Source organism: Microbacterium sp. 22179, assembly GCF_052045715.1.
Classification (GTDB): Bacteria; Actinomycetota; Actinomycetes; order Actinomycetales; family Microbacteriaceae; genus Microbacterium; species Microbacterium galbinum.
The window spans coordinates 437582-464495 of sequence record NZ_JBQEPJ010000002.1; the positions used below are offsets into that span (position 1 = coordinate 437582).

Annotated in this window: 32 protein-coding genes; all 32 read right to left on the reverse strand. The window is 67.2% G+C overall.

Features of this window, described 5'->3' with window-relative positions; translation table 11 throughout:
• Nucleotides 1-28 precede the first annotated feature (28 nt).
• The 32 genes from rplQ to ACTJKK_RS07330 all read right to left on the reverse strand — a co-directional run bounded on the left by rplQ (nt 29) and on the right by ACTJKK_RS07330 (nt 26884).
• On the reverse strand, nt 29-562 hold the full coding sequence (gene rplQ, locus ACTJKK_RS07175; protein WP_440747481.1) for a 50S ribosomal protein L17: 534 nt from the start codon (nt 560-562) through the stop codon (nt 29-31).
• Nucleotides 563-595: 33 nt separating this feature from the next.
• Nucleotides 596-1585: a DNA-directed RNA polymerase subunit alpha gene (locus ACTJKK_RS07180; protein WP_247625164.1), complete on the reverse strand. Its 990-nt coding sequence runs from the start codon at nt 1583-1585 to the stop codon at nt 596-598.
• Nucleotides 1586-1734: 149 nt separating this feature from the next.
• Nucleotides 1735-2133, reverse strand: coding sequence for a 30S ribosomal protein S11 (gene rpsK / locus ACTJKK_RS07185; protein WP_017829189.1), 399 nt, complete (start codon nt 2131-2133; stop codon nt 1735-1737).
• Between the two features lie 31 nt (nt 2134-2164).
• Nucleotides 2165-2539, reverse strand: a complete 375-nt coding sequence (rpsM, locus tag ACTJKK_RS07190) for a 30S ribosomal protein S13 (protein ID WP_017201568.1) — start codon at nt 2537-2539, stop codon at nt 2165-2167.
• Between the two features lie 166 nt (nt 2540-2705).
• The gene (gene rpmJ, locus ACTJKK_RS07195) at nt 2706-2822 is read right to left on the reverse strand and encodes a 50S ribosomal protein L36 (RefSeq protein WP_005050492.1); all 117 of its coding nucleotides are present in this window, start codon (nt 2820-2822) and stop codon (nt 2706-2708) included.
• A gap of 64 nt (nt 2823-2886) precedes the next feature.
• The gene (infA, locus tag ACTJKK_RS07200; RefSeq protein WP_017201569.1) at nt 2887-3108 is read right to left on the reverse strand and encodes a translation initiation factor IF-1; all 222 of its coding nucleotides are present in this window, start codon (nt 3106-3108) and stop codon (nt 2887-2889) included.
• Nucleotides 3109-3333: 225 nt separating this feature from the next.
• Nucleotides 3334-3993: a DsbA family protein gene (locus ACTJKK_RS07205; protein ID WP_440747482.1), complete on the reverse strand. Its 660-nt coding sequence runs from the start codon at nt 3991-3993 to the stop codon at nt 3334-3336.
• 164 nt (nt 3994-4157) lie between these two features.
• Nucleotides 4158-5006, reverse strand: a complete 849-nt coding sequence (gene map / locus ACTJKK_RS07210; RefSeq protein WP_440747483.1) for a type I methionyl aminopeptidase — start codon at nt 5004-5006, stop codon at nt 4158-4160.
• Nucleotides 5007-5017: 11 nt separating this feature from the next.
• The gene (locus tag ACTJKK_RS07215) at nt 5018-5614 is read right to left on the reverse strand and encodes an adenylate kinase (RefSeq protein ID WP_247956747.1); all 597 of its coding nucleotides are present in this window, start codon (nt 5612-5614) and stop codon (nt 5018-5020) included.
• Complete coding sequence (gene secY / locus ACTJKK_RS07220; protein WP_247625168.1) at nt 5611-6933, reverse strand: preprotein translocase subunit SecY; 1323 nt, start codon at nt 6931-6933, stop codon at nt 5611-5613. Before secY ends, ACTJKK_RS07215 begins: the two co-directional genes overlap by 4 nt.
• Nucleotides 6934-7062: 129 nt before the next feature.
• Nucleotides 7063-7698: a 50S ribosomal protein L15 gene (gene rplO, locus ACTJKK_RS07225; protein ID WP_247634097.1), complete on the reverse strand. Its 636-nt coding sequence runs from the start codon at nt 7696-7698 to the stop codon at nt 7063-7065.
• Entirely contained in the window at nt 7698-7883 is a 186-nt protein-coding gene (gene rpmD, locus ACTJKK_RS07230) for a 50S ribosomal protein L30 (protein WP_017201575.1), read from the reverse strand. The genes rplO and rpmD overlap by 1 nt, the downstream gene beginning before the upstream one ends.
• Nucleotides 7883-8560 carry a 30S ribosomal protein S5 gene (rpsE, locus tag ACTJKK_RS07235; RefSeq protein WP_282185367.1) on the reverse strand — a complete coding sequence of 226 codons (678 nt, stop codon included), beginning with the start codon at nt 8558-8560 and terminating at the stop codon, nt 7883-7885. The genes rpmD and rpsE overlap by 1 nt, the downstream gene beginning before the upstream one ends.
• Before the next feature lie 20 nt (nt 8561-8580).
• Nucleotides 8581-8940 (reverse strand): 50S ribosomal protein L18, encoded by a 360-nt coding sequence (rplR, locus tag ACTJKK_RS07240; protein WP_247625170.1) that lies wholly within the window; start codon nt 8938-8940, stop codon nt 8581-8583.
• 2 nt (nt 8941-8942) lie between these two features.
• On the reverse strand, nt 8943-9479 hold the full coding sequence (gene rplF / locus ACTJKK_RS07245; protein ID WP_247634096.1) for a 50S ribosomal protein L6: 537 nt from the start codon (nt 9477-9479) through the stop codon (nt 8943-8945).
• Nucleotides 9480-9485: 6 nt separating this feature from the next.
• On the reverse strand, nt 9486-9884 hold the full coding sequence (rpsH, locus tag ACTJKK_RS07250; RefSeq protein WP_247956748.1) for a 30S ribosomal protein S8: 399 nt from the start codon (nt 9882-9884) through the stop codon (nt 9486-9488).
• 132 nt (nt 9885-10016) lie between these two features.
• Nucleotides 10017-10607 carry a 50S ribosomal protein L5 gene (gene rplE, locus ACTJKK_RS07255; protein WP_247625173.1) on the reverse strand — a complete coding sequence of 197 codons (591 nt, stop codon included), beginning with the start codon at nt 10605-10607 and terminating at the stop codon, nt 10017-10019.
• A complete protein-coding gene (gene rplX, locus ACTJKK_RS07260; protein WP_247625174.1) occupies nt 10607-10966 on the reverse strand; it encodes a 50S ribosomal protein L24 in 360 nt (119 codons plus the stop codon). Before rplX ends, rplE begins: the two co-directional genes overlap by 1 nt.
• 3 nt (nt 10967-10969) lie before the next feature.
• Nucleotides 10970-11338, reverse strand: a complete 369-nt coding sequence (rplN, locus tag ACTJKK_RS07265; RefSeq protein ID WP_045253838.1) for a 50S ribosomal protein L14 — start codon at nt 11336-11338, stop codon at nt 10970-10972.
• Nucleotides 11335-11652 carry a 30S ribosomal protein S17 gene (gene rpsQ, locus ACTJKK_RS07270; RefSeq protein ID WP_247625175.1) on the reverse strand — a complete coding sequence of 106 codons (318 nt, stop codon included), beginning with the start codon at nt 11650-11652 and terminating at the stop codon, nt 11335-11337. Before rpsQ ends, rplN begins: the two co-directional genes overlap by 4 nt.
• A complete protein-coding gene (gene rpmC / locus ACTJKK_RS07275; RefSeq protein WP_050722500.1) occupies nt 11652-11969 on the reverse strand; it encodes a 50S ribosomal protein L29 in 318 nt (105 codons plus the stop codon). The genes rpsQ and rpmC overlap by 1 nt, the downstream gene beginning before the upstream one ends.
• Nucleotides 11969-12388: a 50S ribosomal protein L16 gene (rplP, locus tag ACTJKK_RS07280; RefSeq protein ID WP_247625176.1), complete on the reverse strand. Its 420-nt coding sequence runs from the start codon at nt 12386-12388 to the stop codon at nt 11969-11971. Before rplP ends, rpmC begins: the two co-directional genes overlap by 1 nt.
• Nucleotides 12388-13143: a 30S ribosomal protein S3 gene (gene rpsC, locus ACTJKK_RS07285; RefSeq protein ID WP_017201587.1), complete on the reverse strand. Its 756-nt coding sequence runs from the start codon at nt 13141-13143 to the stop codon at nt 12388-12390. The genes rplP and rpsC overlap by 1 nt, the downstream gene beginning before the upstream one ends.
• A complete protein-coding gene (gene rplV, locus ACTJKK_RS07290; protein ID WP_247625177.1) occupies nt 13143-13541 on the reverse strand; it encodes a 50S ribosomal protein L22 in 399 nt (132 codons plus the stop codon). The genes rpsC and rplV overlap by 1 nt, the downstream gene beginning before the upstream one ends.
• Complete coding sequence (rpsS, locus tag ACTJKK_RS07295) at nt 13541-13822, reverse strand: 30S ribosomal protein S19 (protein WP_017201589.1); 282 nt, start codon at nt 13820-13822, stop codon at nt 13541-13543. The genes rplV and rpsS overlap by 1 nt, the downstream gene beginning before the upstream one ends.
• A gap of 12 nt (nt 13823-13834) precedes the next feature.
• Nucleotides 13835-14674 (reverse strand): 50S ribosomal protein L2, encoded by an 840-nt coding sequence (gene rplB, locus ACTJKK_RS07300; RefSeq protein ID WP_247625178.1) that lies wholly within the window; start codon nt 14672-14674, stop codon nt 13835-13837.
• Between the two features lie 20 nt (nt 14675-14694).
• Nucleotides 14695-15018, reverse strand: coding sequence for a 50S ribosomal protein L23 (gene rplW, locus ACTJKK_RS07305; RefSeq protein ID WP_247625179.1), 324 nt, complete (start codon nt 15016-15018; stop codon nt 14695-14697).
• Nucleotides 15015-15677: a 50S ribosomal protein L4 gene (rplD, locus tag ACTJKK_RS07310; protein WP_247956749.1), complete on the reverse strand. Its 663-nt coding sequence runs from the start codon at nt 15675-15677 to the stop codon at nt 15015-15017. Before rplD ends, rplW begins: the two co-directional genes overlap by 4 nt.
• Nucleotides 15678-15679: 2 nt before the next feature.
• Nucleotides 15680-16339: a 50S ribosomal protein L3 gene (gene rplC / locus ACTJKK_RS07315; protein ID WP_247625181.1), complete on the reverse strand. Its 660-nt coding sequence runs from the start codon at nt 16337-16339 to the stop codon at nt 15680-15682.
• Between the two features lie 8 nt (nt 16340-16347).
• The gene (gene rpsJ, locus ACTJKK_RS07320) at nt 16348-16656 is read right to left on the reverse strand and encodes a 30S ribosomal protein S10 (protein ID WP_030147986.1); all 309 of its coding nucleotides are present in this window, start codon (nt 16654-16656) and stop codon (nt 16348-16350) included.
• 777 nt (nt 16657-17433) lie between these two features.
• On the reverse strand, nt 17434-17646 hold the full coding sequence (locus ACTJKK_RS07325) for a hypothetical protein (RefSeq protein WP_247625182.1): 213 nt from the start codon (nt 17644-17646) through the stop codon (nt 17434-17436).
• A gap of 46 nt (nt 17647-17692) precedes the next feature.
• Nucleotides 17693-26884 (reverse strand): isopeptide-forming domain-containing fimbrial protein, encoded by a 9192-nt coding sequence (locus tag ACTJKK_RS07330; RefSeq protein ID WP_440747484.1) that lies wholly within the window; start codon nt 26882-26884, stop codon nt 17693-17695.
• Nucleotides 26885-26914: the final 30 nt, after the last annotated feature.

The window sequence follows — 26914 nt, forward strand, 5'->3', positions numbered from 1 at the left end:
GGTGACGGGCTTCTCTCGAGTCGAGTGATTACTCGGACTTCTCCTCGGCGGCAGGCGCCTCGGTGGTGTCTTCGGCGGCGGGAGCCTCCTCGGCGGGAGCCTCCTCGACGACCTCGGCGGTCTCCTCGGCGGGAGCCTTCTCGGCCGGCTTCTCCGCCTGGGGGGCGGCAGCGGCCTTCTTGGTCGACTTCGCCTTCGGCGTGACGGGCTCGAGGACGAGCTCGATCACGGCCATGGGAGCGTTGTCGCCCTTGCGGTTGCCGACCTTGGTGATGCGCGTGTAGCCACCCTCGCGGTCAGCGACCAGCGGAGCGATCTCGGTGAAGAGCGTGTGCACGACTTCCTTGTCACCGATGACCGAGAGCACGCGACGGCGTGCGTGCAGGTCTCCGCGCTTGGCGAAGGTGATGAGACGCTCGGCGAGCGGACGCAGGCGCTTGGCCTTCGTCTCGGTCGTCTTGATCGACTTGTGGGTGTACAGCGCAGCGGCGAGGTTGGCAAGCAGCAGGCGCTCGTGGGCGGGGCCGCCTCCGAGGCGGGGACCCTTAGTGGGCTTGGGCATAATCGTCTAACTCCTGGTCAGAAAGGTCGGGTATCAGAAGGACTCGTCTTCGCTGCCGCCGTAGAAGTGGGCGCCGTCGAAACCGGGCACCGAATCCTTGAGCGACAGACCGAGCGAGATGAGCTTGTCGCGCACCTCGTCGACCGACTTCTGGCCGAAATTGCGGATGTTCATGAGCTGCGTCTCCGACAGGGCGACGAGCTCGGAAACGGTGTTGATGCCCTCACGCTTCAGGCAGTTGTACGAGCGGACCGACAGGTCGAGGTCCTCGATCGGCATCGACAGCTCGCTGGAGTTCACAGCCTCCACCGGCGCCGGGCCGATCTCGATGCCCTCGGCCTCGACGTTCAGCTCGCGAGCGAGACCGAACAGCTCGGTGAGCGTCTTGGCAGCCGAAGCGACGGCGTCGCGGGGGCTGATCGAGTTCTTCGTCTCGACGTCCAGGACGAGCTTGTCGAAGTCGGTGCGCTCCCCGGCACGGGTCGCGTCGACGCGGTAGCTCACCTTGAGGACCGGCGAGTAGATCGAGTCGATCGGGATCTGACCGGCCTCGGCGTACTCGTTGCGGTTCTGCGTCGCCGAGACGTAGCCACGGCCACGCTCGATCGTGAGCTCGAGCTCGAACTTCGCGGTGTCGTTGAGCGTCGCGATGACGAGCTCGGGGTTGTGCACCTCGACACCGGCCGGAGCCGAGATGTCAGCGGCGGTCACTTCGCCCGCACCGGTCTTGCGCAGGTACGCGGTGATGGGCTCGTCGCGCTCCGAGGAGACGACCAGCTGCTTGATGTTGAGGATGATCTCGGTGACATCCTCCTTCACACCGGGGATCGTGCTGAACTCGTGCAGCACGCCGTCGAGACGGACGCTGGTGACAGCGGCACCGGGGATCGACGACAGCAGGCTGCGACGCAGCGCGTTGCCGATCGTGTATCCGAAGCCGGGCTCCAGAGGCTCGATGATGAACCGGCTCCGGTTCTCGACGATCTTTTCCTCGGTGAGTGTGGGACGCTGTGCAATGAGCACTCTGTGTTCCTTTCGATCACATGACCGCTATATGACATGTGGTGGGTGAGGTCTTGAGTTGTGGAAGTCGATGCCCGCGAACGGGCGGGCGAGCCGCTCGGCCCCGACCGCTCAGAGAACGGGACGGGGCGAGCGGCTCGCGAGCCGGATCAGACGCGGCGACGCTTCGGCGGGCGGCATCCGTTGTGCGCCTGCGGGGTGACGTCCTGGATCGAGCCCACCTCGAGGCCGGCGGCCTGGAGCGAGCGGATCGCGGTCTCGCGGCCGGAGCCCGGACCCTTGACGAGGACGTCGACCTTCTTGACGCCATGCTCGGCGGCCTGGCGGGCAGCCGACTCGGCTGCCATGCCGGCGGCGTACGGGGTCGACTTGCGCGAGCCCTTGAAGCCCACGCCACCCGACGATGCCCACGCGATGACGGCGCCGGACGGGTCGGTGATCGAGACGATCGTGTTGTTGAACGTCGACTTGATGTGGGCCTGGCCCAGCGCGATGTTCTTCTTTTCCTTGCGGCGCGGCTTGCGCGCGGCGGCCTTGGGTGCAGCCATGAAAGTGTTCTCCTAGTCCCTGGGGCCGCGCTTAGCGGGCCTTCTTCTTGCCGGCGACGGTGCGCTTCGGGCCCTTGCGGGTACGGGCGTTGGTCTTGGTGCGCTGACCGCGGACCGGGAGACCACGACGGTGGCGGATGCCCTCGTAGGAGCCGATCTCGACCTTGCGGCGGATGTCTGCGGCGACCTCGCGGCGCAGGTCACCCTCCACCTTGTAGTTGCCTTCGATGTGGTCGCGGAGGGCGATCAGCTGGTCGTCGCTGAGGTCCTTCACGCGGATGCTCTCATCGATGTCGGTCGCCTTGAGGATCTCGACCGAGCGGGTACGGCCGACGCCGTAGATGTAGGTAAGGGCGATCACCACGCGCTTGTCGCGCGGGATGTCAACGCCGGCAAGACGTGCCATGCGGTTCTCCTGGGTGTTGTGGAGGTGTGGAACAGGATCGGTGCCCGGGCCTCCGCCCCGAGGTGTCGGCTCCGGTGGACACAGCTCCCCTGTGGGTCGCTGAGCCTGTCGAAGCGTCTGATCCTGCCGTTCGTGTATTCAGTTGTGTGTCAGATCAGAAGAATGATCAGCCCTGGCGCTGCTTGTGGCGCGGGTTGCTCTTGCAGATCACCATGACGCGGCCGTGGCGGCGGATCACCTTGCAGTGATCGCAGATGGGCTTGACGCTGGGGTTGACCTTCATGATGTTTCCTGTTCGCTGTCTTCGTACCGCCCCGCTGCGGGGCAGGCCGTTACTTCTCGACCGATCAGCGGTAGCGGTAGACGATACGGCCGCGGGTGAGGTCGTAGGGGCTGAGCTCCACGACCACGCGGTCCTCGGGGATGATACGGATGTAGTTCTGCCGCATCTTGCCGGAGATCGTTGCCAGGACCTTGTGTCCGTTGCTGAGCTCAACGCGGAACATCGCGTTGGGAAGAGCCTCGGAGATCACGCCCTCGATCTCGATGACACCGTCTTTCTTAGCCATAGCCTCGCTGACGCTTCTGCAGACCGGTCGATCTGCGGTGGGTGATTGGTTTGTTGGTGCTGCGCCGACGGACACGCCGAATCAGTGCGCAAGGCACCAAAGATCTATGTTAGACGACGCCGGGACATCCGGCAACCTGAGCCGGAAGCATCCGCGCGTCGCCCGCCGTGCACGCCACGAGGGCGGCCCCGTGACGGGACCGCCCTCGTCGTGATGCGGATCCGCTCAGGGCAGGATCTGCGCGAAGCGCGACTGGATGTCGGCGTTCTCGATACGCTCACCGTTGATCTCGACGGTGGGCGTGCCCTGGATCTCGTGCTGGTTGGTCTGGTCGCGAACGAAGTTCATGTAGGTGCCGTCCGCGATGCAGTCGGCTGCCGCACCCGCCCCGACCTGCTCGGCGTAGGACGCGAGCTCTTCGTCGGTGTAGCCGGCGGTGTTCTCCTCCGGCTGGTTGCTGAACATGAAGTTGAAGAAGTCGAGGAACGAGTCCGGCGCGTTCTCGGCGACGCAGTAGGCGGCGCCCGCGGCACGGGTCGAGTACTTCGTGTTCTGCGAGTACCGGTCGAGGATCGAGATCGGGTGGATGTTCAGCGTGATGTCGTCGCTCGCGGCGGCGGACTGGAGCTGCTCGCCGTACGCGTCTTCGAAGTCGCCGCAGATGGGGCACATGAAGTCGACGAAGACGTCGATCTCGTCATCGCCGCCACCGAAGCTGATCGCGCCGGTCTCCTGGTTGACGTTGCCACCCTCGGGGGCGACGCCGGGGGCCGTGGCCTGGTTGTTCAGGAACACCACGAGCCCGCCGAGGACGACCAGCACGACGACGACTGCTGCGGACACCCCGATCGCGAACCAGTTGGTGTTGCTCTTCGCCGCTGCCATTGTCTTCCGTTTCTCTCGGTCTCGCCGCAGTTATTGCGGACGCAAGTACCCTGTGATCTTCCTGCATCAGCCTATGGGGTTCGTGTGAGGCGAACCTTGCCGGCAGTTCACGCTTGCGTAACGGATGCCGGGGGCAGCCGATGAGACGAGAGGGAGCGGGAGCGTCAGTCGACGGGAACCGGCGTCACGCCGAAGGGCGCGAGGCCCGCTGCGCCGCCGTCGGGGGCGGTGAGCACCCAGAGCCCGTTCTCGTGCACGGCGACGCTGTGCTCCCAGTGCGAGCCGTCCGAGCCGTCGACGGTCGAGACGGTCCAGTCGTCGTCCTCGATGAACGTCTCCTCGCCGCCCGCGGTCACCATCGGCTCGATCGCGAGCACGAGGCCCGGCTTCACCTCGGCTCCAGGGTCGGGCGTGCGGTAGTTGAAGACGCTCGGCGCCTCGTGCATCTTGCGGCCGATGCCATGGCCGACGTACTCGCGCAGGATGCCGTAGGTCTCCCCCGACACGGCGGAGGGGCCCTGGGCCTCGATGTACCCCTGGATCGCGGCGCCCAGGTCACCGAGATGCGAGGCGGTCGCCATCGCGGCGATGCCGGCCCACATGGACCCTTCCGTCACGCGCGAGAGCTCCTCGCGATTCGCGACGACGTCCGGTCGCGTCTCGTCGGGGACGACGACGGTGATCGCACTGTCGCCGTTCCACCCCTGGTACTGCGCACCGCAGTCGACCGAGACGATGTCGCCGGGCTGCAGCACCAGATCGCCGGGGATGCCGTGCACGACCTGCTCGTTGACCGAGACGCAGATCGTGTGGTGGTAACCGCGCACGAGCTGGAAGTTCGATTCCGCGCCGCGAGCGAGGATCACGCGATTCGCCTCGGCGTCGAGCTCGAGCGTCGTCACCCCGGGGCGGATCAGCGGACGGACGGCGTCGAGCGCCGCCGCCGTGATCAGCCCGGGCTCGACCATCGATCGGAGCTGGGCCGGGGTCTTGTAGATCGACCGGCGGAACATCTCGGAGCCGCTCAGACGGCGACGCGCAGACCGCGTGCGTCGAGCGCGGCGACGATGCGCTCCGTGATCTCGTCGAGCGAGCCGACGCCGTCGATTCGGTCGACGATGCCCTTCTCGCTGTAGACGTCGATGATCGGAGCGGTCTCTCGCTCGTAAATGTCGAGCCGGTGGGCGATCGCGTCTTCGGTGTCGTCGGAGCGCCCCTGCTCGATCGCACGGAGGCTCAGACGCGAGATGCTCTCGTCGCGCGGCACGTCGAGGAGGATCACGGCGTCGAGCGACTCGCCACGTCCCGCGAGGAACTCCTCGAGGTGGCCGACCTGAGCCGTGTTGCGCGGATACCCGTCGAGGAGGAAGCCGTTCGCGGCGTCGTCCTGCGCCAGACGATCGCGCACGATCTCGCCCGTCAGCTCGTCGGGGACCAGGTCGCCGCGGTCGAGGATCGCGGTCACCTTCTGTCCGAGCTCCGTGCCGCCCTTGATGTTGGCGCGGAAGATGTCGCCCGTCGAGACAACGGGGATGCCGAAGGTCTCGGCGATGCGCACGCCCTGCGTGCCCTTGCCGGAGCCCTGCGGGCCGACGATCAGGAGACGTGCGGATGCCGTCATCGGAGGAGCCCTTCGTAGTGACGCTGCTGCAGCTGGGCGTCGATCTGCTTGACCGTCTCGAGACCCACACCGACGATGATGAGGATCGACGCGCCACCGAACGGGAAGTTCTGGTTGGCACCGACCGTCGCCAGGGCGATCAGCGGGATGAGGGCGATCAGACCCAGGTAGATCGAGCCCGGCAGCGTGATGCGCGTCAGGACGTAGTCGAGGTACTCGGCGGTCGGACGACCCGCGCGGATGCCGGGGATGAAACCGCCGTACTTCTTCATGTTGTCAGCGACCTCGACCGGGTTGAACGTGATCGCGACGTAGAAGTAGGTGAAGCCGATGATGAGCAGGAAGTACGCCGCCATGTAGATCGGGTGGTTGCCCGTGGTGAAGTACGTGCTGATCCAGGTGACCCACGCGGCGGGCGTCGAGCCGTCCTGCGGGGTGTTGAACTGCGCGATGAGCGCGGGGATGTACAGCAGCGACGAGGCGAAGATGACCGGGATCACACCGGCCATGTTGACCTTGATCGGGATGTAGGTGTTGGTGCCGCCGTAGGTACGGCGTCCGACCATCCGCTTGGCGTACTGCACCGGGATGCGCCGCTGCGACTGCTCGACGAACACGACGAGACCCATGACGATGATTCCGACGAGCAGCACGAGCAGGAAGACCTCGAAGCCCTTCGTCTGCCAGATGAGGCTCATCGCGCCGGGGAAGGTCGCGGCGATCGAGGTGAAGATGAGGAGCGACATGCCGTTGCCGACGCCGCGCTCGGTGACGAGCTCGGCGAACCACATGATGAGGCCGGTACCGGCGGTCATCGCCATGATGATGAGCAGCTGTGCCCACCAGACGTCATTCGTGAGCAGGTTCTGGCAAGCCGCGAGATCGGTCGTGCCGAACAGCTGGCCGCTGCGCGCGACGGTGACGAGAGTCGTCGACTGCAGCAGCGCGAGGGCGATGGTGAGGTAACGCGTGTACTGGGTGAGGCGGGCCTGGCCGGCCTGGCCTTCCTTGTGCAGCGCCTCGAAGTGCGGGATGACCACGCGCAGGAGCTGCGTGATGATCGTCGCGGTGATGTAGGGCATGACACCCAGCGCGAAGATCGACAGCTGCAGGAGTGCGCCACCCGAGAAGAGGTTGACCAGACCGAGGAGACCCTCGGTCCCGTTGTTGGCCGCGAGGCACTCCTCGACGTTCGGGAAGTTCACGAACGGAGCGGGAACGTTGGAGCCGAGTCGGTAGATGGCGATGATGGCCAGGGTGAAACCGATCTTCCGACGCAGGTCGGGAGTGCGGAAGATCCGCGCGATGGCGCTAAACAAGAACGTGCCTCCTGAAAGGGGTTGCCGCGACCGATGGGCGGCTGAAAGACCAGAGTAACCTAAACGCGGTTCTCGGCATCCATGTGCACAGAAGGGGCCGGAGAATCTCCGACCCCTTCCCTGCTGTGGTTACTTGACGGAACCGCCCGCAGCCACGATCTTCTGCTCGGCAGAACCCGAGACCTTGTCGACCGCGACGGTGAGCTTCACGGCGATGTCGCCGTTGCCCAGAACCTTGACCTTCTCGTTCTTCCGAACCGCACCCTTGGCGACCAGGTCGCTGATGGTGACGTCTCCACCCTGGGGGTAGAGCTCCGCGAGCTTCTCCAGGTTCACGACCTGGTACTCGACGCGGAACGGGTTCTTGAACCCGCGCAGCTTCGGGGTGCGCATGTGCAGCGGCATCTGCCCACCCTCGAAACCGACGCGAACGGTGTTGCGCGCCTTGGTGCCCTTGGTTCCACGACCGGCCGTCTTACCCTTCGAGCCCTCACCACGGCCGACGCGAGTCTTGGCGGTGTTGGATCCGGGGACGGGACGCAGGTGGTGCACCTTCAGCACGCCGGGGCGCGATGCCGGAGCATCCGCCTTCGGCGCAGCCTTCTTGGCAGCCGGCTTCTTGGCGGGAGCCTCAGCCTTGGCGTCGGCCGCAGCGGTCTTGGCCGGAGCCTTCTTCGCGGCGGGCTTCTTCTCAGCGGCGGCCTTGGGGGCTGCAGCCTTCTTCGTGGCCTTCTCGGCCTCAACGGCCTCGTTCTTCTCAGCCATTAGTCGATCTCCTCAACCTTGACGAGGTGTGCGACGGTCTTGACGTAACCGCGCGTCTGCGCGTCGTCGGGGCGGACGGTGGTGTCACCGATCCGCTTGAGACCGAGGCTGCGCAGCGTGTCGCGCTGGTTCTGCTTCTCGCTCACCTTGGACTTGATCTGCGTGACCTTGAGCCGGGCGGCCATCAGGCACCTACCTTCTGTGCGGCGATGGCCTCGGCCTCGGCGCGGACAAGACGCGCCGGTGCCACCTGGTCGAACTCGAGGCCACGACGCGCGGCGACCGCACGGGGCTCCTCGAGCTGCTTCAGGGCGGCGACGGTCGCGTGCACGATGTTGATCGTGTTCGACGAACCGAGCGACTTCGACAGGACGTCGTGGATGCCGGCGCACTCGAGCACGGCGCGGACGGGACCACCGGCGATAACTCCGGTACCGGCGGCAGCCGGACGCAGCAGCACGACACCGGCCGCAGCCTCACCCTGCACGGGGTGCGGGATGGTGCTGCCGACGCGCGGAACGCGGAAGAAGTTGCGCTTGGCCTCTTCGACACCCTTCGAGATCGCCAGAGGGACCTCACGGGCCTTGCCGTAGCCGACGCCCACCAGACCGTTGCCGTCACCGACGACCACGAGAGCGGTGAAGCTGAAGCGACGACCACCCTTCACGACCTTCGAGACACGGTTGATGGTGACGACGCGCTCCAGGAACTGGTTGTCACCACGGTCGCGCGAGTTGCGGTCGCGGCCACCCTGGTTGCGGTCACCGCGGCCACCGCGACGACCGTCGCGCTGGTCGCGAGTCGGCTCTGCCTGCGTGGTGCCGGCGGCCGTCTCGGAAGTGGCAGCAGCCGCTTCGGTCACTTCGTTCTCCTTGTTGTCACTCACAGTGCCAGACCCCCTTCGCGGGCGCCATCGGCGATGGCGGCGACACGACCGGCGTAGCGGTTACCGCCACGGTCGAACACTGCCTCGGAAACGCCGGCGGCCTTCGCGCGCTCGGCGACGAGCTCGCCGACCTTGCGGGCCTTGGCGGTCTTGTCACCCTCGAAGCCGCGCAGGTCGGTCTCGAGCGTCGATGCCGACGCGACGGTGTGACCCTTGCTGTCGTCGACCAGCTGGACGAAGACGTGGCGGGCCGAACGGTTGACGACGAGGCGCGGACGCACCTCGGTGCCGACGACCTTCTTGCGAAGGCGGGCGTGACGACGCGCGCGGGCGTCGGACTTTGACTTGAGAGCCATGGTTACTTACCACTCTTTCCGGCCTTGCGACGCACGTTCTCGCCGGCGTAGCGGACGCCCTTGCCCTTGTAGGGCTCCGGCTTACGGATCTTGCGGATGTTGGCAGCTGCCTCGCCGACAGCCTGCTTGTCGATACCGCTGACGGTGAGCTTGTTCGTGCCCTCGACCGTGAGCGTGATCCCCGCCGGCGGGTCGATCAGGACCGGGTGCGAGAAGCCGAGAGCGAACTCGACCGAGCCGCCCTTCTGCTGGACGCGGTAACCGGTGCCGACGACCTCGAGACCCTTGGTGTAGCCCTGGGTCACGCCGATGATGTTGTTGTTGATGAGCGTGCGGGTCAGGCCGTGAAGCGACCGCGACTCGCGCTCGTCGTCGGGACGGGTGACCAGAACCTGGTTCTCCTCGACCGCGACCTCGATGGGGCTGGCCACCGTGAGGGTGAGTTCACCCTTGGGGCCCTTCACCGCGACCTCGCGGCCGGTGACCGAAACGGTCACGCCCGCGGGAACGTCGATGGGAAGTCGTCCAATACGCGACATTTCGAATTACCACACGTAGGCGAGAACTTCTCCGCCCACGCCCTTCTGCTCTGCCTGACGGTCGGTGAGGAGACCGGAGGAGGTGGACAGGATGGCCACGCCGAGGCCGCCGAGGACGCGCGGGAGCTCGGTGGACTTCGCGTAGACGCGGAGGCCGGGCTTCGACACGCGCTTGATGCCGGCGATCGACCGCTCGCGGTTCGGGCCGTACTTCAGCGTCAGCGTGAGGTTCTGACCCACGCGGGCGTCCGAGGTCTCCCATCCGGAGATGTAACCCTCCTGCTGGAGGATCTCGGCGATGTGCGTCTTGAGCTTGCTCGACGGCAGGGTCACGGAATCGTGGTGCGCCGAGTTCGCGTTACGCAGACGGGTCAGCAGATCTGCGACCGGGTCTGTCATTGTCATTGTTGTTTTCCTTTGTTCATGAGGTTCCGGCTGCCGTTACACGACAGACGGCCTGCGATGACACGCAATCTTCAATTGTACGCACACATCGACGGGCTCAGTGACACATGACCACTGAGCCCGTCGAGGGTGTTACGCCTGTGCGTCTTCCGAGCGGAACGGGAAGCCGAGGTGGCGGAGCAGTGCCCGGCCCTCGTCATCCGTCTTCGCGGTGGTGACGACGGTGATGTCGAAACCGCGAACCCGGTCGATCTTGTCCTGATCGATCTCGTGGAACACGCTCTGCTCCTGGAGACCGAAGGTGTAGTTGCCGTTGCCGTCGAACTGCTTGGCCGAGAGACCGCGGAAGTCGCGGATACGGGGCAGTGCGAGCGAGACGAGGCGGTCCACGAACTCCCACGCGCGGTCACCGCGGAGGGTGACGTGCGCGCCGATGGCCTGGCCCTCGCGCAGCTTGAACTGCGCGATGGACTTGCGGGCCTTCGTGACGATCGGCTTCTGGCCGGTGATCTTGGTGAGATCGTCGACCGCGCCGTCGATCACCTTGCTGTCGCGAGCTGCCTCGCCGACACCGGTGTTCACGACGACCTTGACCAGTCCGGGGATCTGCATGACGTTGGCGTAGCCGAACTCGTCCTGCAGAGCCTTCTTGATCTCGGCGTTGTACTTCGCCTTCAGGCGGGGCTGGATCTTGCCAGCCACCGCGGCGTCGGTGGTTGCCATCAGAGGTCCTTACCTGACTTCTTCGCGAACCGCACGCGGACGGTGCGCTTCACGCCGTCCTTCGTCTGCTCCTCGACCCGGTGGCCGACCTTGGTCGGCTTCTTGGTCGAAGGGTCGACGAGTGCGACGTTCGAGATGTGGATGGGAGCCTCGACGGTCTCGAGGCCACCGGTCTTGGTGCCACGCTGCGTCTGGCCGACGCGGGTGTGCTTGGTGACGTAGTTCACGCCCTCGACGATGATGCGGTTGCGCTCGGCAAGGATCTCGAGGACCTTGCCCTGCTTGCCGCGGTCTCCGCCGCGCTCGGGCTTGGCGCCCGTGATGACCTGAACGAGGTCACCCTTCTTGATCTTCGCCATGACTTAGATAACCTCCGGCGCCAGCGAGACGATCTTCATGAACTTCTTGTCACGAAGCTCACGGCCGACCGGTCCGAAGATACGGGTGCCGCGGGGCTCCCCGTCGTTCTTCAGGATGACGGCGGCGTTCTCGTCGAACTTGATGTACGAGCCGTCGGGACGGCGCGTGGACTTGACGGTGCGGACGATGACCGCCTTGACGACGTCGCCCTTCTTGACGTTGCCGCCCGGGATCGCGTCCTTGACCGTCGCGACGATGGTGTCGCCCACGCCGGCGTAGCGGCGCTTCGAGCCACCGAGCACGCGAATCGTGAGCAGCTCCTTGGCGCCGGTGTTGTCGGCGACCTTGAGGCGGGACTCCTGCTGAATCACTTGGCCTTCTCCAGAATCTCCACCAGACGCCAGCGCTTCGTGGCGCTGAGCGGGCGGGTCTCGTTGATCAGGACCAGGTCGCCGATGCCGGCGGTGTTCGCCTCATCGTGCGCCTTGACCTTCGAGGTGCGGCGGATGACCTTGCCGTAAAGCGGGTGCTTCACGCGGTCCTCGACCTCGACCACGATGGTCTTGTCCATCTTGTCGCTGACGACGTAGCCACGACGCGACTTGCGGTACCCACGGGCATCCGCATCGCGCACATCGTGAGCAGCGTGCTCAGCCTCGACGGCGGCTTCCTTCTTGGTGGCCATCACTCAGCCTCTTCCTTCACGGCGTCGTCGGCGGCATCCGCCTTCTTCGCCTTCGACTTGGACGCCTTCTTGGCCGGAGCCTCGACCGGAGCGGGCGTCGCACGGATGCCCAGCTCGCGCTCGCGGATCACGGTGTAGAGGCGCGCGATGTCGCGCTTGACGGCGCGGATGCGGCCGTGGCTCTCCAGCTGGCCGGTGGCCGACTGGAAACGGAGGTTGAACAGCTCCTCCTTGGCCTTGCGCAGCTCCTCAACGAGGCGCTGGTCTTCGAACGTGTCGAGCTCTGCCGGAGCGAGCTCCTTGGTGCCGATCGCCATTACGCGTCGCCCTCCTCGCGCTTGATGATGCGTGCCTTCAGCGGCAGCTTGTGAATGGCTCGCGTGAGTGCCTCACGGGCGAGCTGCTCGTCGACACCGGCGACCTCGAAGAGGACGCGACCCGGCTTGACGTTGGCGACCCACCACTCGGGGGAACCCTTACCGGAACCCATGCGGGTCTCGGCAGGCTTCTTCGTGAGCGGACGGTCGGGGTAGATGTTGATCCACACCTTTCCACCACGCTTGATGTGACGGGTCATCGCGATACGAGCGGACTCGATCTGACGGTTCGTCACGTAAGCGGGCGTCAGGGCCTGGATGCCGAAGTCACCGAAGGAGACCTTCGTGCCACCGGTGGCCTGACCCGAGCGACCCGGGTGGTGCTGCTTGCGGAACTTGACCTTACGGGGAATAAGCATCAGGCAGACGCTCCTTCTGCAACAGGTGCCTCGTTGCGCGGGGCACGGCGGCGGTCGCCACCACGGTCGTCACGACGAGCCTTGGGTGCGTTGGCCTGCTCGCGAGCGAGCTCCTTCGCGGTCAGGTCGCCCTTGTAGATCCAGACCTTGACGCCGATGCGGCCGAAGGTGGTCTTGGCCTCGTAGAAGCCGTAGTCGATGTTCGCACGGAGCGTGTGCAGCGGCACACGACCCTCGCGGTAGAACTCCGACCGGCTCATCTCCGCGCCGCCGAGGCGGCCGGAGACCTGGATGCGGATGCCCTTGGCACCGGCACGCTGGGCGCCCTGCAGGCCCTTGCGCATCGCGCGGCGGAAGGCCACACGTGCGGAGAGCTGCTCGGCGATTCCCTGTGCGACCAGCTGAGCGTCGGCCTCGGGGTTCTTGACCTCGAGGATGTTCAGCTGGATCTGCTTGCCGCTGAGCTTCTCGAGGTCGCCGCGGATACGCTCGGCCTCGGCGCCACGACGACCGATCACGATGCCCGGACGGGCGGTGTGGATGTCGACGCGGACGCGGTCACGGGTGCGCTCGATCTCGATGTTCGAGACACCGGCGCGGTCGAGCTGCGTCTTCAGCAGGTTGCGGATCTTGATGTCCTCGGCGACGTAGTCGGCGTAACGCTGACCCGGCTTCGTCGAGTCCGAGAACCAGCGCGACACGTGGTCCGTGGTGATGCCGAGACGGAAGCCGTACGGGTTTACCTTCTGTCCCATTACTTGCTCGCCTTCTTGTTGCTGTCACCGGCAGCGGGCGCAGCCGCCTCCGGCGTCGAGAGCACGACCGTGATGTGGCTCGTGCGCTTCTTGATCTGGAACGCGCGACCCTGTGCACGGGGCTGGAAACGCTTGAGCGTCGTGCCCTCGTCGACGTACGCGTTGGCCACGTACAGGTCCTGCTCGTCGAGGTACTCGCCGTCGCGATCCGCCTTCACCTGTGCGTTGGCCATGGCCGACGCGACAAGCTTGTAGATCGGCTCACTGGCGCTCTGCTGTGCGAACTTGAGGATCGCGAGAGCTTCCTGGGCCTGCTTGCCCTTGATGAGCGCGACGACACGACGAGCCTTCTGCGGGGTCACGCGGATGTGCTTCACGCGTGCGATCGATTCGACCATTAGCGGCGCCGCCCCTTCTTGTCGTCCTTCTCGTGGCCGCGGAAGGTGCGGGTGGGCGCGAACTCGCCCAGCTTGTGACCGACCATGGTCTCGGAGACGAACACAGGGATGTGCTTGCGTCCGTCGTGGACCGCGATCGTGTGACCCAGCATGGCCGGGATGATCATGGACCGGCGGGACCAGGTCTTGATGACGTTCTTGGTGCCGGCTTCGTTCTGCACGACCACCTTGCGAAGCAGGTGCTCGTCGACGAAGGGGCCCTTCTTAAGACTGCGAGGCATCTTCTCTTACTCCTACTTGCGCTTCTTGCCGGCGTTACGACGACGCACGATGTACTTGTCGCTTTCCTTGTTGGCGTGACGGGTGCGACCCTCAGCCTGACCCCACGGGGAGACCGGGTGACGACCACCGGAGGTCTTACCCTCACCACCACCGTGCGGGTGGTCGACCGGGTTCATGGCGACACCACGCACGGTCGGGCGAACGCCCTTCCAGCGCATACGGCCGGCCTTACCCCAGTTGATGTTCGACTGCTCGGCGTTGCCGACCTCGCCGATGGTCGCGCGGCAGCGCGCATCGACGTTGCGGATCTCGCCCGAGGGCAGACGCAGCTGGGCGTAGGGGCCGTCCTTGGCGACGAGACGGACGGATGCTCCGGCCGAACGCGCCATCTTCGCGCCGCCGCCGGGGCGGAGCTCGATCGCGTGGATGACGGTACCCGTCGGGATGTTCTTCAGCGGGAGGTTGTTTCCCGGCTTGATGTCGGCACCCGCGCCGGACTCGATGATGTCGCCCTGCTTCAGCTTCGCCGGAGCGAGGATGTAGCGCTTCTCACCGTCGAAGTAGTGCAGCAGCGCGATGCGAGCCGTGCGGTTGGGGTCGTACTCGATGTGAGCGACCTTGGCGTTCACGCCGTCCTTGTCATTGCGACGGAAGTCGATGACGCGGTACTGGCGCTTGTGGCCACCACCGATGTGACGGGTCGTGATGCGCCCCTGGTTGTTACGACCACCGGTCTTCGAGAGCGGGCGCAGCAGCGACTTCTCCGGCGTCGATCGGGTGATCTCGGCGAAGTCAGCCACCGACGAGCCGCGACGGCCCGGGGTCGTGGGCTTGTACTTGCGAATTGCCATGATTGTCCTTATCCCCCGGATCAGCCGATTGCCGTGAAGATGTCGATGGTGCCCGACTTCAGGGTCACGATGGCGCGCTTGGTGTCCTTGCGCTTGCCGGTGCCGAAGCGGGTGCGACGGGCCTTGCCGACGCGGTTGAGCGTGTTGACGGACGCGACCTTGACGCCGAAGATCTTCTCGATGGCGAGCTTGATCTCGGTCTTCGAAGCACGCGGGTCGACGAGGAAGGTGTACTTGCCCTCATCGATCAGGCCGTAGCTCTTCTCGGACACGACCGGCTTCAGGATGACGTCGCGCGGGTCCTTGTTCAGGGCCGTCTGGAGAACAGATGCCTGCTCGCTCATGCGGAGACCTCCTGGTTGGCGCCGGACTTGGAGGCGATGAAGCCTTCGAGCGCGGCCTGGGTGAAGACGATGTCGTCGGAGACGAGCACGTCGTAGGCGTTGAGCTGGTCGAACGACAGCAGGTGCACGTGACCGAGGTTGCGCAGGCTCTTGAGCGCGAGCTCGTCGCCGCGCTCGATGACGACCAGCACGTTCTTGGACGTGGCGACCTGGCCGAGGAAGCCCGCGGCTGCCTTGGTCGAGGGCGAGCCCTCGGTGCCGAAGCTGTCGATCGCGTGCAGGCGGTCGCCGCGGAAGCGGTCGCTGAGCGCACCCAGGAGGGCGGCGGCGATCATCTTCTTGGGCGTGCGCTGCGAGTAGTCGCGCGGCTTGGGGCCGTGCACGATGCCACCACCGGTCATGTGCGGCGCGCGGATGGAACCCTGACGGGCGTTACCCGTGCCCTTCTGCTTGAAGGGCTTGCGGCCGGCACCGGAGACCTCACCGCGACGCTTGGTCGAGTGGGTTCCCTGGCGAGCCGCCGCGAGCTGCGCGACGACGACCTGGTGGATCAGCGGAATGTTCGTCTTGACGTCGAACAGCGCGGCGGGAAGCTCGATCGAGCCTGCCTTCTTGCCGTCTGCCTTGAGGACGTCGAGCGCGAGAGTCGAGTCAGCCATGATCAGGCACCCTTCACTGCGTTGCGGACGTAGACGATGCGGCCACGAGCACCGGGGACGGCGCCCTTGACGAGCATCAGACCCTTCTCGATGTCGATGGCGTGCACCGTGAGGTTGAGGACGGTCACGCGCTCGCCACCCATACGGCCGGCCATGCGCATGCCCTTGAAGACGCGGCTCGGGGTCGACGATGCGCCGATGGAGCCGGGCTTGCGGTGGTTGCGGTGCGAACCGTGCGATGCCGAGACGCCCTTGAAGTTGTGACGCTTCATGACACCGGCGAAGCCCTTGCCCTTGCTCGTGCCGACGACGTCGACGAGCTGGCCGGCCTCGAACGTGCCGTCGACCGTGAGCTCCTGACCGAGTGAGTAGTCAGCAGCATCCGCGGTGCGGATCTCGGTGACGTGGCGGCGCGGCGTGACGCCGGCGGCCTCGAAGTGAGCCGTGAGGGGCTTGTTCACCTTGCGGGGGTCGATCTGGCCGTACGCGATCTGCACGGCGTTGTAGCCGTCCTTCTCGGGGGTACGAACCTGGGTGACCACGTTCGGTGCGAGCTCGATGACGGTGACGGGGACGAGCTTGCCGCTCTCGTTCCACACCTGGGTCATGCCGAGCTTCGTGCCGAGCATGCCCTTGGAAATCTTTGCGTTGATGTCAGCCATGTCGAACCTCAGAGCTTGATCTCGATGTTGACATCGGCCGGGAGGTCGAGACGCATCAGCGAGTCGACGGCCTTGGGCGTCGGGTCGACGATGTCGATCAGACGCTTGTGGGTGCGCATCTCGAAGTGCTCGCGGCTGTCCTTGTACTTGTGGGGCGACCGGATGACGCACACGACGTTCTTCTCGGTCGGAAGCGGCACGGGGCCGACGACGGTCGCGCCCGCACGGGTCACGGTGTCGACGATCTTGCGTGCCGACGAGTCGATGACCTCGTGGTCATACGACTTCAGGCGAATGCGGATTTTCTGTCCCGCCATTGTCTGCTCACTCTCTTTAAGCGTCTTACCGGCCTGAACCCGGTGGCTCAGGGGCATTGGACGCACGTCGGCGCTGTTCACGCCTCGGCACTCGAACGACTCCGGGGAGTCGTTCTGCGCACCACTGTTCTGCTGTCATCCCGACCTCCGCCGCGCACGGCGAAGTCCTCGAAAGGAAGGTGTCGGGGTTGTGTGTTCTGCTACCCGCGGCCTAGAACCCTGCGCCTCTCAGAGGAGACACCGTCTATGCACTGCCCTGGCAGTGATTCGGCGCACGCTGAGCGCACCGAAATGTCGAACCTGTCTATTCTGCCACGGGGTATTTCACTTGCGCAAACCCGGGCGTGTCGCGCCGCCGTCGAAGCCTCAGCCGCGAGGTGAGAACGGGGCGAGGCATCCCCATGCCTCGCCCCGTTCGGGGAGGGCGTTCAGTGCGAGGGGGCACACCGAACGCGAGGAATCCGGCGTGAAGGGACGCCGAGATCCTCGATCGAGGGCACGGCGATGACGCCGCCGTGCAGGCGGGGTGACGAAGGCGCGCAGCGAGTGCGCACGTCGCAAGATGATCCCCAAGATCGCATTCCCCAGTTGAACGCGGACGAGCCGCGTGCTTCAGGAGTCCGGACCCCTCCGGGCTCCCCGACCGCCCTATCCCCAGTGCGGCCAGTCCCAGTCTACGCATCCGCGGGTCTCCGCGCGAGCATCCGCCGGAATATCGCAGCGCACGACGGAGGGCGGCGACCTCCTCCCGGAGATCACCGCCCTCGGAGCGATCGACTACTGGTTGCCGACCTGCTTGTCGGCCGCGTCGCGGATCTCGTCGATCTTCTCGGACGCACCCGGAGCGATCTTCTTGGCGAAGTCGGCGACGCCGTCGAGGACCTTGTCGCTGATGTCCTCGGCCTGTTCGCTCTTCACGGCCTCGGCGATCTTGTCCTTGTTCTGCTCGACGAAGTCCTTGCCCTTGTTGACGGCGTCCTCGATACCCATGTGCGTCCCCTACTGGTCATGTGCTCCGGATCGGTTCCGGGCACCCTCATTCTGCATGGACGGACGCGCCGGCGGAAGAGCGTCGACGCGCGGCGACGAACAGTCCTCCCGACACCATCATCAGCAGGGCGACCGCGAGCAGACCCCAGGCCATCTCGGCACCGGTCGTGGCGAGCGGATCCGCCGCGGCGACATCGACCGTCGCCTCGTCGGTCAGCACGGCGTCCTCGGTCTGCTCGCTGGGCGAGGTGACCGTGACGACGTTGGTGACCGACGGGTACGCGGCTTCGCCGACGTTCACGCGCAGCGCGAGGGTGATCTCCTCGTCGACCGCGAGGCCGTCCTCGAGCGTCCAGGTCACGACCTGGCCGTCGACCTGCACTCCCTCGTCGGGAGATCCGGCGAACGAGAGCCCGGCGGGCAGCACGTCCGTCACGGTGATCGGCCCCGGGTCGGCGGTGGGACCGTCGTTGCGCACGACGATCTCGTACGACCCGGCCTTGCCGACCTGGAACTCGCCGACCGCGGTCTTGCTCACGACCAGCGCGGCCATCGGCGGCACCGTGACGACGTCCGACGCGCGGTTGTCGTCGGGGGTGCGGTCGGGGTGCTCCTCCGTGATCTCGGCGGCGGAGACATCCGCCACGTTCACGACCTCGGAGTAGGCCGCGACGAGCACACGGGTGCTCACACCCAGGACGGATGCCGTCTCGCCCGGCGCGAGGGGCAGCGCGTAGCGCGCGACCACACGGGTCCCGGCCGTCGCGTCGTCCGCATCGACCGGTTCGATGCTCTCGATCGACCAGTCGGTGCCGACCTCGTCGCCTGGGACCGTCGTGACCTCGAGCCCGGCGGGCACGACATCGGTCACGACGACATCCGTCGCCTCGGACGGTCCGGCGTTGCGGACCTCGAGAGCGAACGCGAGCTCGTCGCCGATGCGCACAGCGGCGGCATCGTGGGTCTTCGTGATCGAGAGATCCACCTCGCGAGCGATCGTGAGATCGGCCGAGTCACCGTCGTTCTCGGGGTTCGAGTCCGGGGTGCCCGACGACACGGATGCCGTGTTGGTGAGCACCGTGCCGTGCGCGACCGAGGCGTCAACGGCGGCCTCGAACTCGATCGAGGGCGCAGCGGCGCCGTTCACGAGGCCCGCGTCCGCCGGCAGCATCGTGAAGGTCACGGTCTGCGGATCGGCGTCGTCGGCCTGCGCGGACCATGCTTCGGCGGCGTCACCGGTCAGACCGGTGAAACGGATGCCGGAGGGCAGCGCGTCCGTGACCGTGATCGGCCCGACCGCATCGCTCGGTCCGGCGTTCTCGACCTCGATCCGGTAGCGCACGCTCTCCCCCGCGACCGCGGAGGTGATCTCGGCGCCCTCGGCGTCGACCGCCGTCTTGACGAGGCCGAGGTCGGCATCCGTGGTGACGTCGATCGCGGCATCGTCGCTGTCGGAGTGCGGCGAGGTGCTGCGGCTGTCGGTCCACGACAGGTTCGCCGTGTTCGTCAGCGCGGTGCCGGCGGGCACGTTCGACTCGATGAGGGCGACGACCGTGATCGTGCTCTCCCCCAGCGGGTGCCCGCGACGGATGCAGCTCTGGGCGTCCTCGTCGCACGTCCAGCCCTCGCCCGCGATCGAGACGGGGGCGAGGCCGGCCGGCAGCACGTCGGTGAGGAAGGCGTCCGCGACGGACGGCCCCTCGTTGTCGACCGTGATGGTGTACTCGACCTCGGTGCCGGCGATCCACGGACCGTCGGCGACGTCCTTCTGCACCGTCATCTCGGCGAGGGTGACGATGTCGATCTCGGCCTCGCCGTGGTTGTTCGCGGGGTCGAAGTCGTCGGGGCCCGTCACGTCGGCCTCGTTCACCAGGGTCTGCGGGCGAACGTCTGCGGCCACGTCGGCGGTGACGACGATCTCGATGGTCGATCCGACCTCGAGGGTCTGCTCCTCGGTCAGCGCCGTCCACGAGATCGCGCGGCCGTTCTCCGACACCGTGGGGGTGGCGGCGACTGCCTCGGCTCCCGCGATCGAGATGGTCGACGAGCTGTACGTGAGACCCGCCGGGAGCTGATCGCTGATCGTGATCGGCGCGCTCGAGAAGCTCGGCCCCTCATTCGTCACCGTCAGCAGGAATCGCGTCTGCGTGCCCGCGGTCACCTCCGGGGTCTCCCCCTCGGCGACGGCGACGCCCTCGGCATCCATCGCCTGCTTGAGGATCGCGAGATCCGCGACGCGGTCGGAGTCCGTCGTGTCGCCGTCGCGCGGCTCGTTGGTGGCGTTGGTCGCCGATGCGGTCGCCCAGTTCTCGACAACCGAACCGGGCGCGAGCGCGGCGTCGACGTCGTAGGTCACCACGAACGCGCGGGTGTTGTCCCCCGCGGCCGCCGGCACGGTGCCGTCGACGGTGAACGTGTCGTGGGTGTCGGGGCCCGCGACGCGGGTCCAGGTGCCCGTCACGTCCTCGACGGATGCGAAGGCGAGCATGCTCGGCACCTCGTCCTCGACGCTGACGTCGCGGGCATCCGCCGGTCCGTTGTTCGTCACGACGACGCGGTAGCTCACCGTCTCACCGGCGACCACGACGGGCAGCGGCCCGCCGAACTGCGCGGCGTCCTTCCAGACTCCCTGGTCGTTCACGACGCGCGTCTTGGTGATGGCGAGGGTCGTCGCATCCCCCGGGGAGACGGTGACATCGTCGGAGTTGTTGGTGGTGGTCGGATCGGTGGTCGCCCCCGGGGTGACGGTCGCCGCGTTGACGATGTCGCCGTCGTCGGGCGTCCACGATGCGAGCACGGTACCGGTCAGCGAGAGATCCTGCGCGGGACCGACCGCGAGCTGGGTGCCCGTGAACGTCCAGGTGATCGTGTCACCGGCGGTGGCGGGCCAGCCGTCGGATGCCGAGGCGGTCCACGCCGTCAGCCCCGCCGACGGGTCGGCCACGCCGGTGATCCCCTCCGGGATCGTGTCGGTCACGGTGATCTTGTCGTCCGCCGTCGACGCCGACACCGAGGGGCCGTTGTTGCGCACCGCGATGCTCCACGTGATCGAGCGTCCGGCGGTCACCTCGGCGGTGTTCACCGTCTTCTCGATCGCGAGATCGGCAGCGCTCGAGATGGGCTTCGTGGCCGTGGCCGCGTTGTCCTTCGCGATGTCGGCCGGCAGCTCGTACGTGCGGCCGGTGACGCTCGCGGTGTTCTCGGCGGTCCCGGTGGCCGGGGCCTGGATCGTGACGTTCGCGACCAGGACGATCCGGTCGGAACCGTCGGCCTTCAGGGCCGTGCCGGTCGTACCGACGACGAACGGGTCGGCTGCCGTGCCCGCACCCGAGAGCGAGAGCGCGGTGCCCGTGGTGTCGGCGGCGCCGCTGTAGTACCGCGCGGTGAAGGCACCGGTGGTCACGCCGTCGGGGAGGACGGCCTCATCGGTCACGCGGAACGGACCGTTCGCGGCATCCGGTCCCTGGTTGGTGACTGTGATGCGCCACTGCGGCTGCGTGTACCCGCCGCGCACCGTGTCGCCGGCCGTCCAGGCGCCCTGAGCGTCGCCGCCGATCGCCTGCTTGACGATCTTCAGGTCGGCGCGGGCGATCTGAGCGTTCGCCTGCGCGTTCGTGTCGACGTACAGGCCGTTCGCATTGCGGGTGACGCCCGTCCGATCGGTGGCGGAACCCGTGAGGGTGTTCGTGTGGTTGGTCGCGAGGCCCGCTCCCGCCGTGGTCACGGCATCCGCGAGTGGCTTCGAGGAGAAGGTCACGACGACCGTGCGCTGCGCATCGGTCGCCCCGCCTGCGGTTCCCGGAAGGAACGCTGCTCCCGTCTCCGACCCCAGCACCCAGGTGAGCACCTGGCGACCGTTCGCGGTCGTGATCGTGGGCGCGTCGAGGGTGATCGCCGCCTGGCCGGCCACCGAGATGCGCGGCGCCACCGAGTCGTCGAAGCGCCAGTCCGTCGGAAGGGTGTCGGTGAGGGTGACGGTCTGGGCGGAACCCGCACCGACGTTGCGGGCCTGGAGGGTCCAGGAGAACGCCTCGCCGATGAAGGCCTGGGCACCCGGCGTGGTGACGCTCTTCTGCAGCTGGATGCTCGGGAAGAGCGGGGTGATCGCCGCGCTGCTCGTCGTGTTGGTGGTGGGGATGGCGGCCCCGCCCGGGCGGGTCGAGCCCGGACGGTAGACCCAGCCATCGGACGACGCCGACGAATACTGCGTGACGCGCACCGTGTTGTTGAGGGCGATCGCACGCAGCGACTCCGCGGAGATGAAGCTGCCCTCGTAGACGAGGTCGCGCACGTTGGCACCGCTCGCGTTCGAGAGCGGACCGGCGAGGGTCCAGGTGATCACGCCGCCGCGGCCGTCGCGGATGGCGTCCTCATCGGAGAACACGGCCTCGTCGAACACGCTCTGCTTCGTGTCGATGCGCACTCCCGCGTCGACCGTGTCGGTGACGACGATCCCGTGAGCAGGCGCCGTGCCTGCACCGGTGGCGTTCGTCACGCGCACGCGATAGGTGAAGGATTCGTCGGGGTTCCCCGTCTTGCTCGCCGCATAGGTCGAATCCGCGGCGCCCGTCGTCTTGACGGCCTTCGCGATCGTGACGCTGGGGTGGAGCAGGGTCACGGTGGCGGTCGAGGTCGGCGTCTTGCGGTCGCCCGGTGCGGTGGATCCGTTGACCGAGCTCCAGGCGAAAGTGCCCGTGTTGCTCGGCGCCGCGGCCGTCACGGCGTTCGTGATACGCGCCTCGAACGTGACGGTGATCGTGCGGTTCGCCGACCACGCGAGGATGTCGTCGGGACCGACGCTCCAGGTGAGCGTCCGCCCGTTCAGCGACGGGGCGCCGATCACGGGCGTGTTGGGAGCGCCCGCCCAGTTCGCCGTCTCGGTGTGCGTGCCGCCCGAGAGGTACTCGACTCCGACCGGCAGGGTGTCGGACAGCACGACGTCGTAGAAGTTCGTGCTGGCCGGCAGCGTGGTGGTCAGGGTGTAGGTGACGACGTCGCCGACCGGTGCGGAGCCCGGCTCGACGGTCTTGAGGATGGATGCTTCGGGCATGCGCACCGTCGCGGAGCTGATCGCCGCGACCGTGCCGCGACGGTCCGACGTGTCGGTGTCATCGCCCACCGCGAGCGGGAGCGTGTATCCCTTGAGCTCGGCACGGTTGGTGAACGTCGACCCGCCGCCGGCCTGGGTCTCGACCGTTCCGGTGTAGGTGAGCGTGGGCGCACCGGTCGGGCCGGTTCCGTTGATCACCGGGATGGTCCACTCGATGAGCGTTCCCGGACCGGTGCCCGGCTGGATCACGTTGCCCGTACCGATCGCGCAGTCACCGATGATGCGCGGATCACCGGACGTGGCGGAGAGATTGCTCGGCGTGATCTCGGTCGGCACGCAGTCGAGCACGACGGCGTCGTAGAACGAGACGCGGTTCGCGCCGTTCTCCGCACGCAGCGTGTAGGTCACCGTGCCGTCGGCGGCGACCGTCGCGGACGATGCCGTCTTCGTGAGCCGCGGGGCGGGCTCGATGAACTGCACCTGGGCGTTCGCGGTGCGGGTGAGGCGCGCGTTCGTGTTCGTGCTGTTCGGGTCGCCGAAGGTCAGTGTGGCCGTGTTCGTCAGCTGCGTGCCGTTGGCGATCTGGGGCTGGCTCGCGTTGGCCGTGTTGGCGTCGCGGTCCTTCACCCACACCGAGATCTGCACGCGGAACGTCTGGGCTTCGTCCGTGGCGTTCGTGTACGTGCTCGGGAAGGTGAGCACGCCGCGCGCGGCGCCCGAGGTCTCGGCGGTCCGGAAGCCGTCGGCCTCGTCGGCCGTCTCGATCTCTTCCCCCGTCGGACCGAAGAACTTCGCACTCCCCGCGACGTACTGGTACGTGACCGTCGCGCCGCCGGTGCTGAGCGCGCCGTTGTCGGAGAGCACGGCATTGCGGATGGAGGTGCGGGCCGGGATGGTCATCGAGTACTCGAAGGTCGCGTACTCCCCCTGCACGATCTGCGACGCGGAGTTGCGCGCCGAGGTGCCGAGATCCGTCTGACCGAACGGCGTCCCGGTCGTCGGGCCGACCTCGGTCGACAGGAGCTTCTTGGCGACGGTCACGTCGGGCAGGTGCACCTCGGCGGTGCCGACGGTGTCGACATCGGATGCCGCGACCTCACCGGCCTGCGGGGTGCGGTTCGTGAGCTGCTGGCCACCGGCATCCGCCTGCGGCACGACCGTGGTCTTCGTCGACGGCGTGTTCTCGATCGCGTAGCTGACGATGCCGGCCGTGTTCACGTAGCTCTGCGTGAGCTGTGCGGCGGCGCCGCCGTTCGTCGCGCCGGCGGGAACCGTGAGGGTGTAGCCGAGCGAGAGGCCGCGGACGACCTCGGGCGCGGCGTTCTCACCCGTGGTCGCGGGGGTGCTGCCGGGAACCGAGGCGCCGACCGTCCAGACGATCACCGAGCGCCCGCTGTACGCAGGCGTCAGAGCGATCCCGTTCGGCAGCTCTCCATCGTCGTAGGCGACCGCGGTGACGTCATCCGCCGTCGTGTACGGCGACGCGGGTGCGATCGCCCCGCCGTCATAGGTCGCGGCGGTGAAATCGGCGACGTCCGCCTTCTTCACCCCTGCCGGGAGAACGTCCCACACGACGTAGTCGGTGGTCGAGTTCTGGGGGGAGGTGACGTCGATCCGGTACTCGACCTTGTCGTTCTGCACGACCTGGTTCGTCTCGGTGCGCGCGCCGAAGGTCGTACCGTTCGGGGTCGCGGTGCCGTTGACCGCGGCGATGCCCTTGGTGAGCGTCGAACCCCAGTCGAGGTCGATGCCCGCGTCGTCGCGGCGGAAGGAGATCTCGCCGTTGACGTTCACCTGCTGGTACTTCGCCTGGTTCTTCGGGCTGTCGACCTCTTCGCGGGATGCGGACTGCGCCTGCACCTCACCGCGGATGTAGATGGTCACCGTGCTGCCCGCGGGCATGAAGCGGTGGTCGCTGCCCCCGCGGTTGCGAGAGCCGAACTCCCAGGTGAGCGACGACTCGGTCGTCACCGGGTTCGGGATGAAGTCGGTGGGGAATCCGGACGAGCCGTAGGCGACCGGGGTCGTCGTCGATGCACCCGCCGGGAAGCCCGTGTAGGCGTAGCGGACCTCCTGCAGCGCGACGCCCTCGGGGAGGTAGTCGACGAGCTCGGGGTTACGGATATCGATCCCCTTCGCGAACGGGATCTCGATGCGGTACCAGACCGAGTCGCCGGGCGAGAACGGCTGGACGGCATCCTTCACCCAGGCCTCGGGGTCGGTGGTGAGATCGCTGCCGCGCTCGAGAACCGTCTTCGTGAGTCCGGTGAAGCCCGAGGTGATGATCGCGGCGGAGTCGTCGGAGACCAGGCGGGCGCCGCCGACGCGCGCGCTCAGCGCCGGGTCGTTCGCGATCGCGGCGATCGGGTCGGTCTGCGCCGTGACGGTGACGCGGTTGACGAAGCTGTCGCCCGAGCTCGTGCCGCCGCTCGTACCGCTGTAGTTGGGACGCTGCATGACCGAGTAGCGGCCGGTCATCGTCTCGCCCGCGACGAGGTCATCGGCGGAGAAGACGACGGTGAACGTGCCGTCGGTGCGGTCGTAGTCGATCGAGACGACCGTCAGATCGTCGGAGAGCACGGCGCCGTTCGCGGTGGTCGGGTAGTTGCACGCCTCGCCGGGGACCTCGGAGTTCCAGCGCTCGGACGTGACCGTCGCGCCGTCGATCATGAGGGTCGCGGCCGTCTCCCCCGCAGGGAGCGCAGGGCAGAGACCGTTCGGGATGACGTCGGTGAGGATGATGTCGCTCGCATCGACGTACTCGCTGACGTCGACCTGCATGGAGTAGACCGCCACCGATCCCGTCGAGAACAGTCCGCTCGAGTCGACGCTCTTGAGCACGCGCACGTCGACCGCCTCGATGATCTCGTCATCGTCGTCGGAGCTGGCGCGCAGCGACTCGTCGCCGCCGAAGACCGGCCCCTGGTAGGTGCCGACGACCGACGCGACGTTGCGGAACGTCTGCGCGGTGGCCGGCGCATCCGTGGCACCGTGGCGGGTCGAGGCGCCGGTGTTGTTGTCGAGGTTCGCCGCCTGTGCGCCGCTCTCGGCCGACGGGGCCGTGCCCGCCGCCCACTGCGCGTTGGCGAACAGCGGGACGACGGCGCGGTACTGGAGGGTACGGGTCTCGTCGGCCGCGAGGTCGCCGAGCAGCCAGGTGACCTTGGTGTAGACACCGGCGCCGGAGAGTCCGAGAGCCAGCGCCTGCGCCTCGGTCAGCGACACCGTCTCGACGGTCTCGCCGTCGATCGCGCCGCCCGCGAGACGAGGCGCGGTGGGGTACTCGGCTCCCGGCGCCGAGTTGTCGACGGTGGTGCCGTCACCCAGGTATTCGATTCCGGCGGGGAGGTAGTCGGTCACGGTCGCGCCGAGGGTCGCCTCGCGCCTCGTGTTCTGCACGGTCACGGTGTAGACGGTGGGCTCGCCGTGCGCGCCGCGCAGACGCTCGTCCTCGGCGCTGGGCTCGGACTTGGTGACGCGGAGTGCCTTGACCGGCACGTCGTCATCGGCGAAGCCCGTACCCGACGTGTGGTCGGCCGTACGGGAGACGCTGGTCGAGCCGTCGAAGGTGGGCAGACGCGCGGGGTCGTCGCTGGTGAACGCTCGGATCGAGAAGTCGATGCGGCTGCCGACCGGGTAGGCGTCGGATGCCGGGGCGATCGTGATCGTGGAGGGAACGGTCGCACCCTGCGGGAGGTCGTTGACGTTCGACCAGACCCAGACCTGCTGACCGGCGGGGACCGCGCACAACTGCGGCTGAGCGGAGCCCGTGGGGGCGGCCACGAGGCCGAGGTCGGTGCAACTCGGGAGATCGGTGGCGGCCGTGCGCGTGCGGTTGGGCAGCACCTGGCCCTCGGTGAAGATCGTCGGGGCACCGAACTCGCCGCCCGAGACGAACGAGACGGATGCCGGGACCATCGCCATGAGGCTGAGGTTGAACTGCCGTCCACCCGAGGTGTTCGAGACGGCGACGTCGAAGCCGACGTTCTCCTCGGCGAGGACGAAGTCCTTTCCGGCGCCGGAGGGATCCACGCTCTCGACCGAGACGCTGGGCGTCCAACTGTTGGCCGATGCCATCTGAGCCGAAATACCGGCGACGAACGCCCCGGCGATCACGGAGACGATGGCGGTGATCGCCGTCAGCTTCCGGGCGTGCTGCTGCTTCTGCGGACGCGCGTTCGAACGCATGGTGATACTCCCCTTTATCCCGCGCGCCAC

Coding starts and splice junctions, on each gene's coding strand:
- rplQ (WP_440747481.1), bottom strand. CDS start 562: ATGCCCAAGCCCACTAAGGGTCCCCGCCTCGGAGGCGGCCCCGCCCAC.
- rpsK (WP_017829189.1), bottom strand. CDS start 2,133: ATGGCTGCACCCAAGGCCGCCGCGCGCAAGCCGCGCCGCAAGGAAAAG.
- rpsM (WP_017201568.1), bottom strand. CDS start 2,539: ATGGCACGTCTTGCCGGCGTTGACATCCCGCGCGACAAGCGCGTGGTG.
- rpmJ (WP_005050492.1), bottom strand. CDS start 2,822: ATGAAGGTCAACCCCAGCGTCAAGCCCATCTGCGATCACTGCAAGGTG.
- infA (WP_017201569.1), bottom strand. CDS start 3,108: ATGGCTAAGAAAGACGGTGTCATCGAGATCGAGGGCGTGATCTCCGAG.
- ACTJKK_RS07205 (WP_440747482.1), bottom strand. CDS start 3,993: ATGGCAGCGGCGAAGAGCAACACCAACTGGTTCGCGATCGGGGTGTCC.
- map (WP_440747483.1), bottom strand. CDS start 5,006: ATGTTCCGCCGGTCGATCTACAAGACCCCGGCCCAGCTCCGATCGATG.
- ACTJKK_RS07215 (WP_247956747.1), bottom strand. CDS start 5,614: ATGACGGCATCCGCACGTCTCCTGATCGTCGGCCCGCAGGGCTCCGGC.
- rplO (WP_247634097.1), bottom strand. CDS start 7,698: ATGGCTGAGAAGAACGAGGCCGTTGAGGCCGAGAAGGCCACGAAGAAG.
- rpmD (WP_017201575.1), bottom strand. CDS start 7,883: ATGGCCGCCCGGCTCAAGGTCACGCAGATCAAGTCCAAGGTGAGCGAG.
- rplR (WP_247625170.1), bottom strand. CDS start 8,940: ATGGCTCTCAAGTCAAAGTCCGACGCCCGCGCGCGTCGTCACGCCCGC.
- rplF (WP_247634096.1), bottom strand. CDS start 9,479: ATGTCGCGTATTGGACGACTTCCCATCGACGTTCCCGCGGGCGTGACC.
- rpsH (WP_247956748.1), bottom strand. CDS start 9,884: ATGACAATGACAGACCCGGTCGCAGATCTGCTGACCCGTCTGCGTAAC.
- rplE (WP_247625173.1), bottom strand. CDS start 10,607: ATGGCAACCACCGACGCCGCGGTGGCTGGCAAGATCCAGCCCCGCCTG.
- rplX (WP_247625174.1), bottom strand. CDS start 10,966: ATGGCGAAGATCAAGAAGGGTGACCTCGTTCAGGTCATCACGGGCGCC.
- rpsQ (WP_247625175.1), bottom strand. CDS start 11,652: ATGGCCACCAAGAAGGAAGCCGCCGTCGAGGCTGAGCACGCTGCTCAC.
- rpmC (WP_050722500.1), bottom strand. CDS start 11,969: ATGGCGATCGGCACCAAGGAGCTCGCTCCGGCAGAGCTCGACACGTTC.
- rplP (WP_247625176.1), bottom strand. CDS start 12,388: ATGCTTATTCCCCGTAAGGTCAAGTTCCGCAAGCAGCACCACCCGGGT.
- rpsC (WP_017201587.1), bottom strand. CDS start 13,143: ATGGGACAGAAGGTAAACCCGTACGGCTTCCGTCTCGGCATCACCACG.
- rplV (WP_247625177.1), bottom strand. CDS start 13,541: ATGGTCGAATCGATCGCACGCGTGAAGCACATCCGCGTGACCCCGCAG.
- rpsS (WP_017201589.1), bottom strand. CDS start 13,822: ATGCCTCGCAGTCTTAAGAAGGGCCCCTTCGTCGACGAGCACCTGCTT.
- rplB (WP_247625178.1), bottom strand. CDS start 14,674: ATGGCAATTCGCAAGTACAAGCCCACGACCCCGGGCCGTCGCGGCTCG.
- rplW (WP_247625179.1), bottom strand. CDS start 15,018: ATGAGCGAGCAGGCATCTGTTCTCCAGACGGCCCTGAACAAGGACCCG.
- rplD (WP_247956749.1), bottom strand. CDS start 15,677: ATGGCTGACTCGACTCTCGCGCTCGACGTCCTCAAGGCAGACGGCAAG.
- rplC (WP_247625181.1), bottom strand. CDS start 16,339: ATGGCTGACATCAACGCAAAGATTTCCAAGGGCATGCTCGGCACGAAG.
- rpsJ (WP_030147986.1), bottom strand. CDS start 16,656: ATGGCGGGACAGAAAATCCGCATTCGCCTGAAGTCGTATGACCACGAG.
- ACTJKK_RS07325 (WP_247625182.1), bottom strand. CDS start 17,646: ATGGGTATCGAGGACGCCGTCAACAAGGGCAAGGACTTCGTCGAGCAG.
- ACTJKK_RS07330 (WP_440747484.1), bottom strand. CDS start 26,884: ATGCGTTCGAACGCGCGTCCGCAGAAGCAGCAGCACGCCCGGAAGCTG.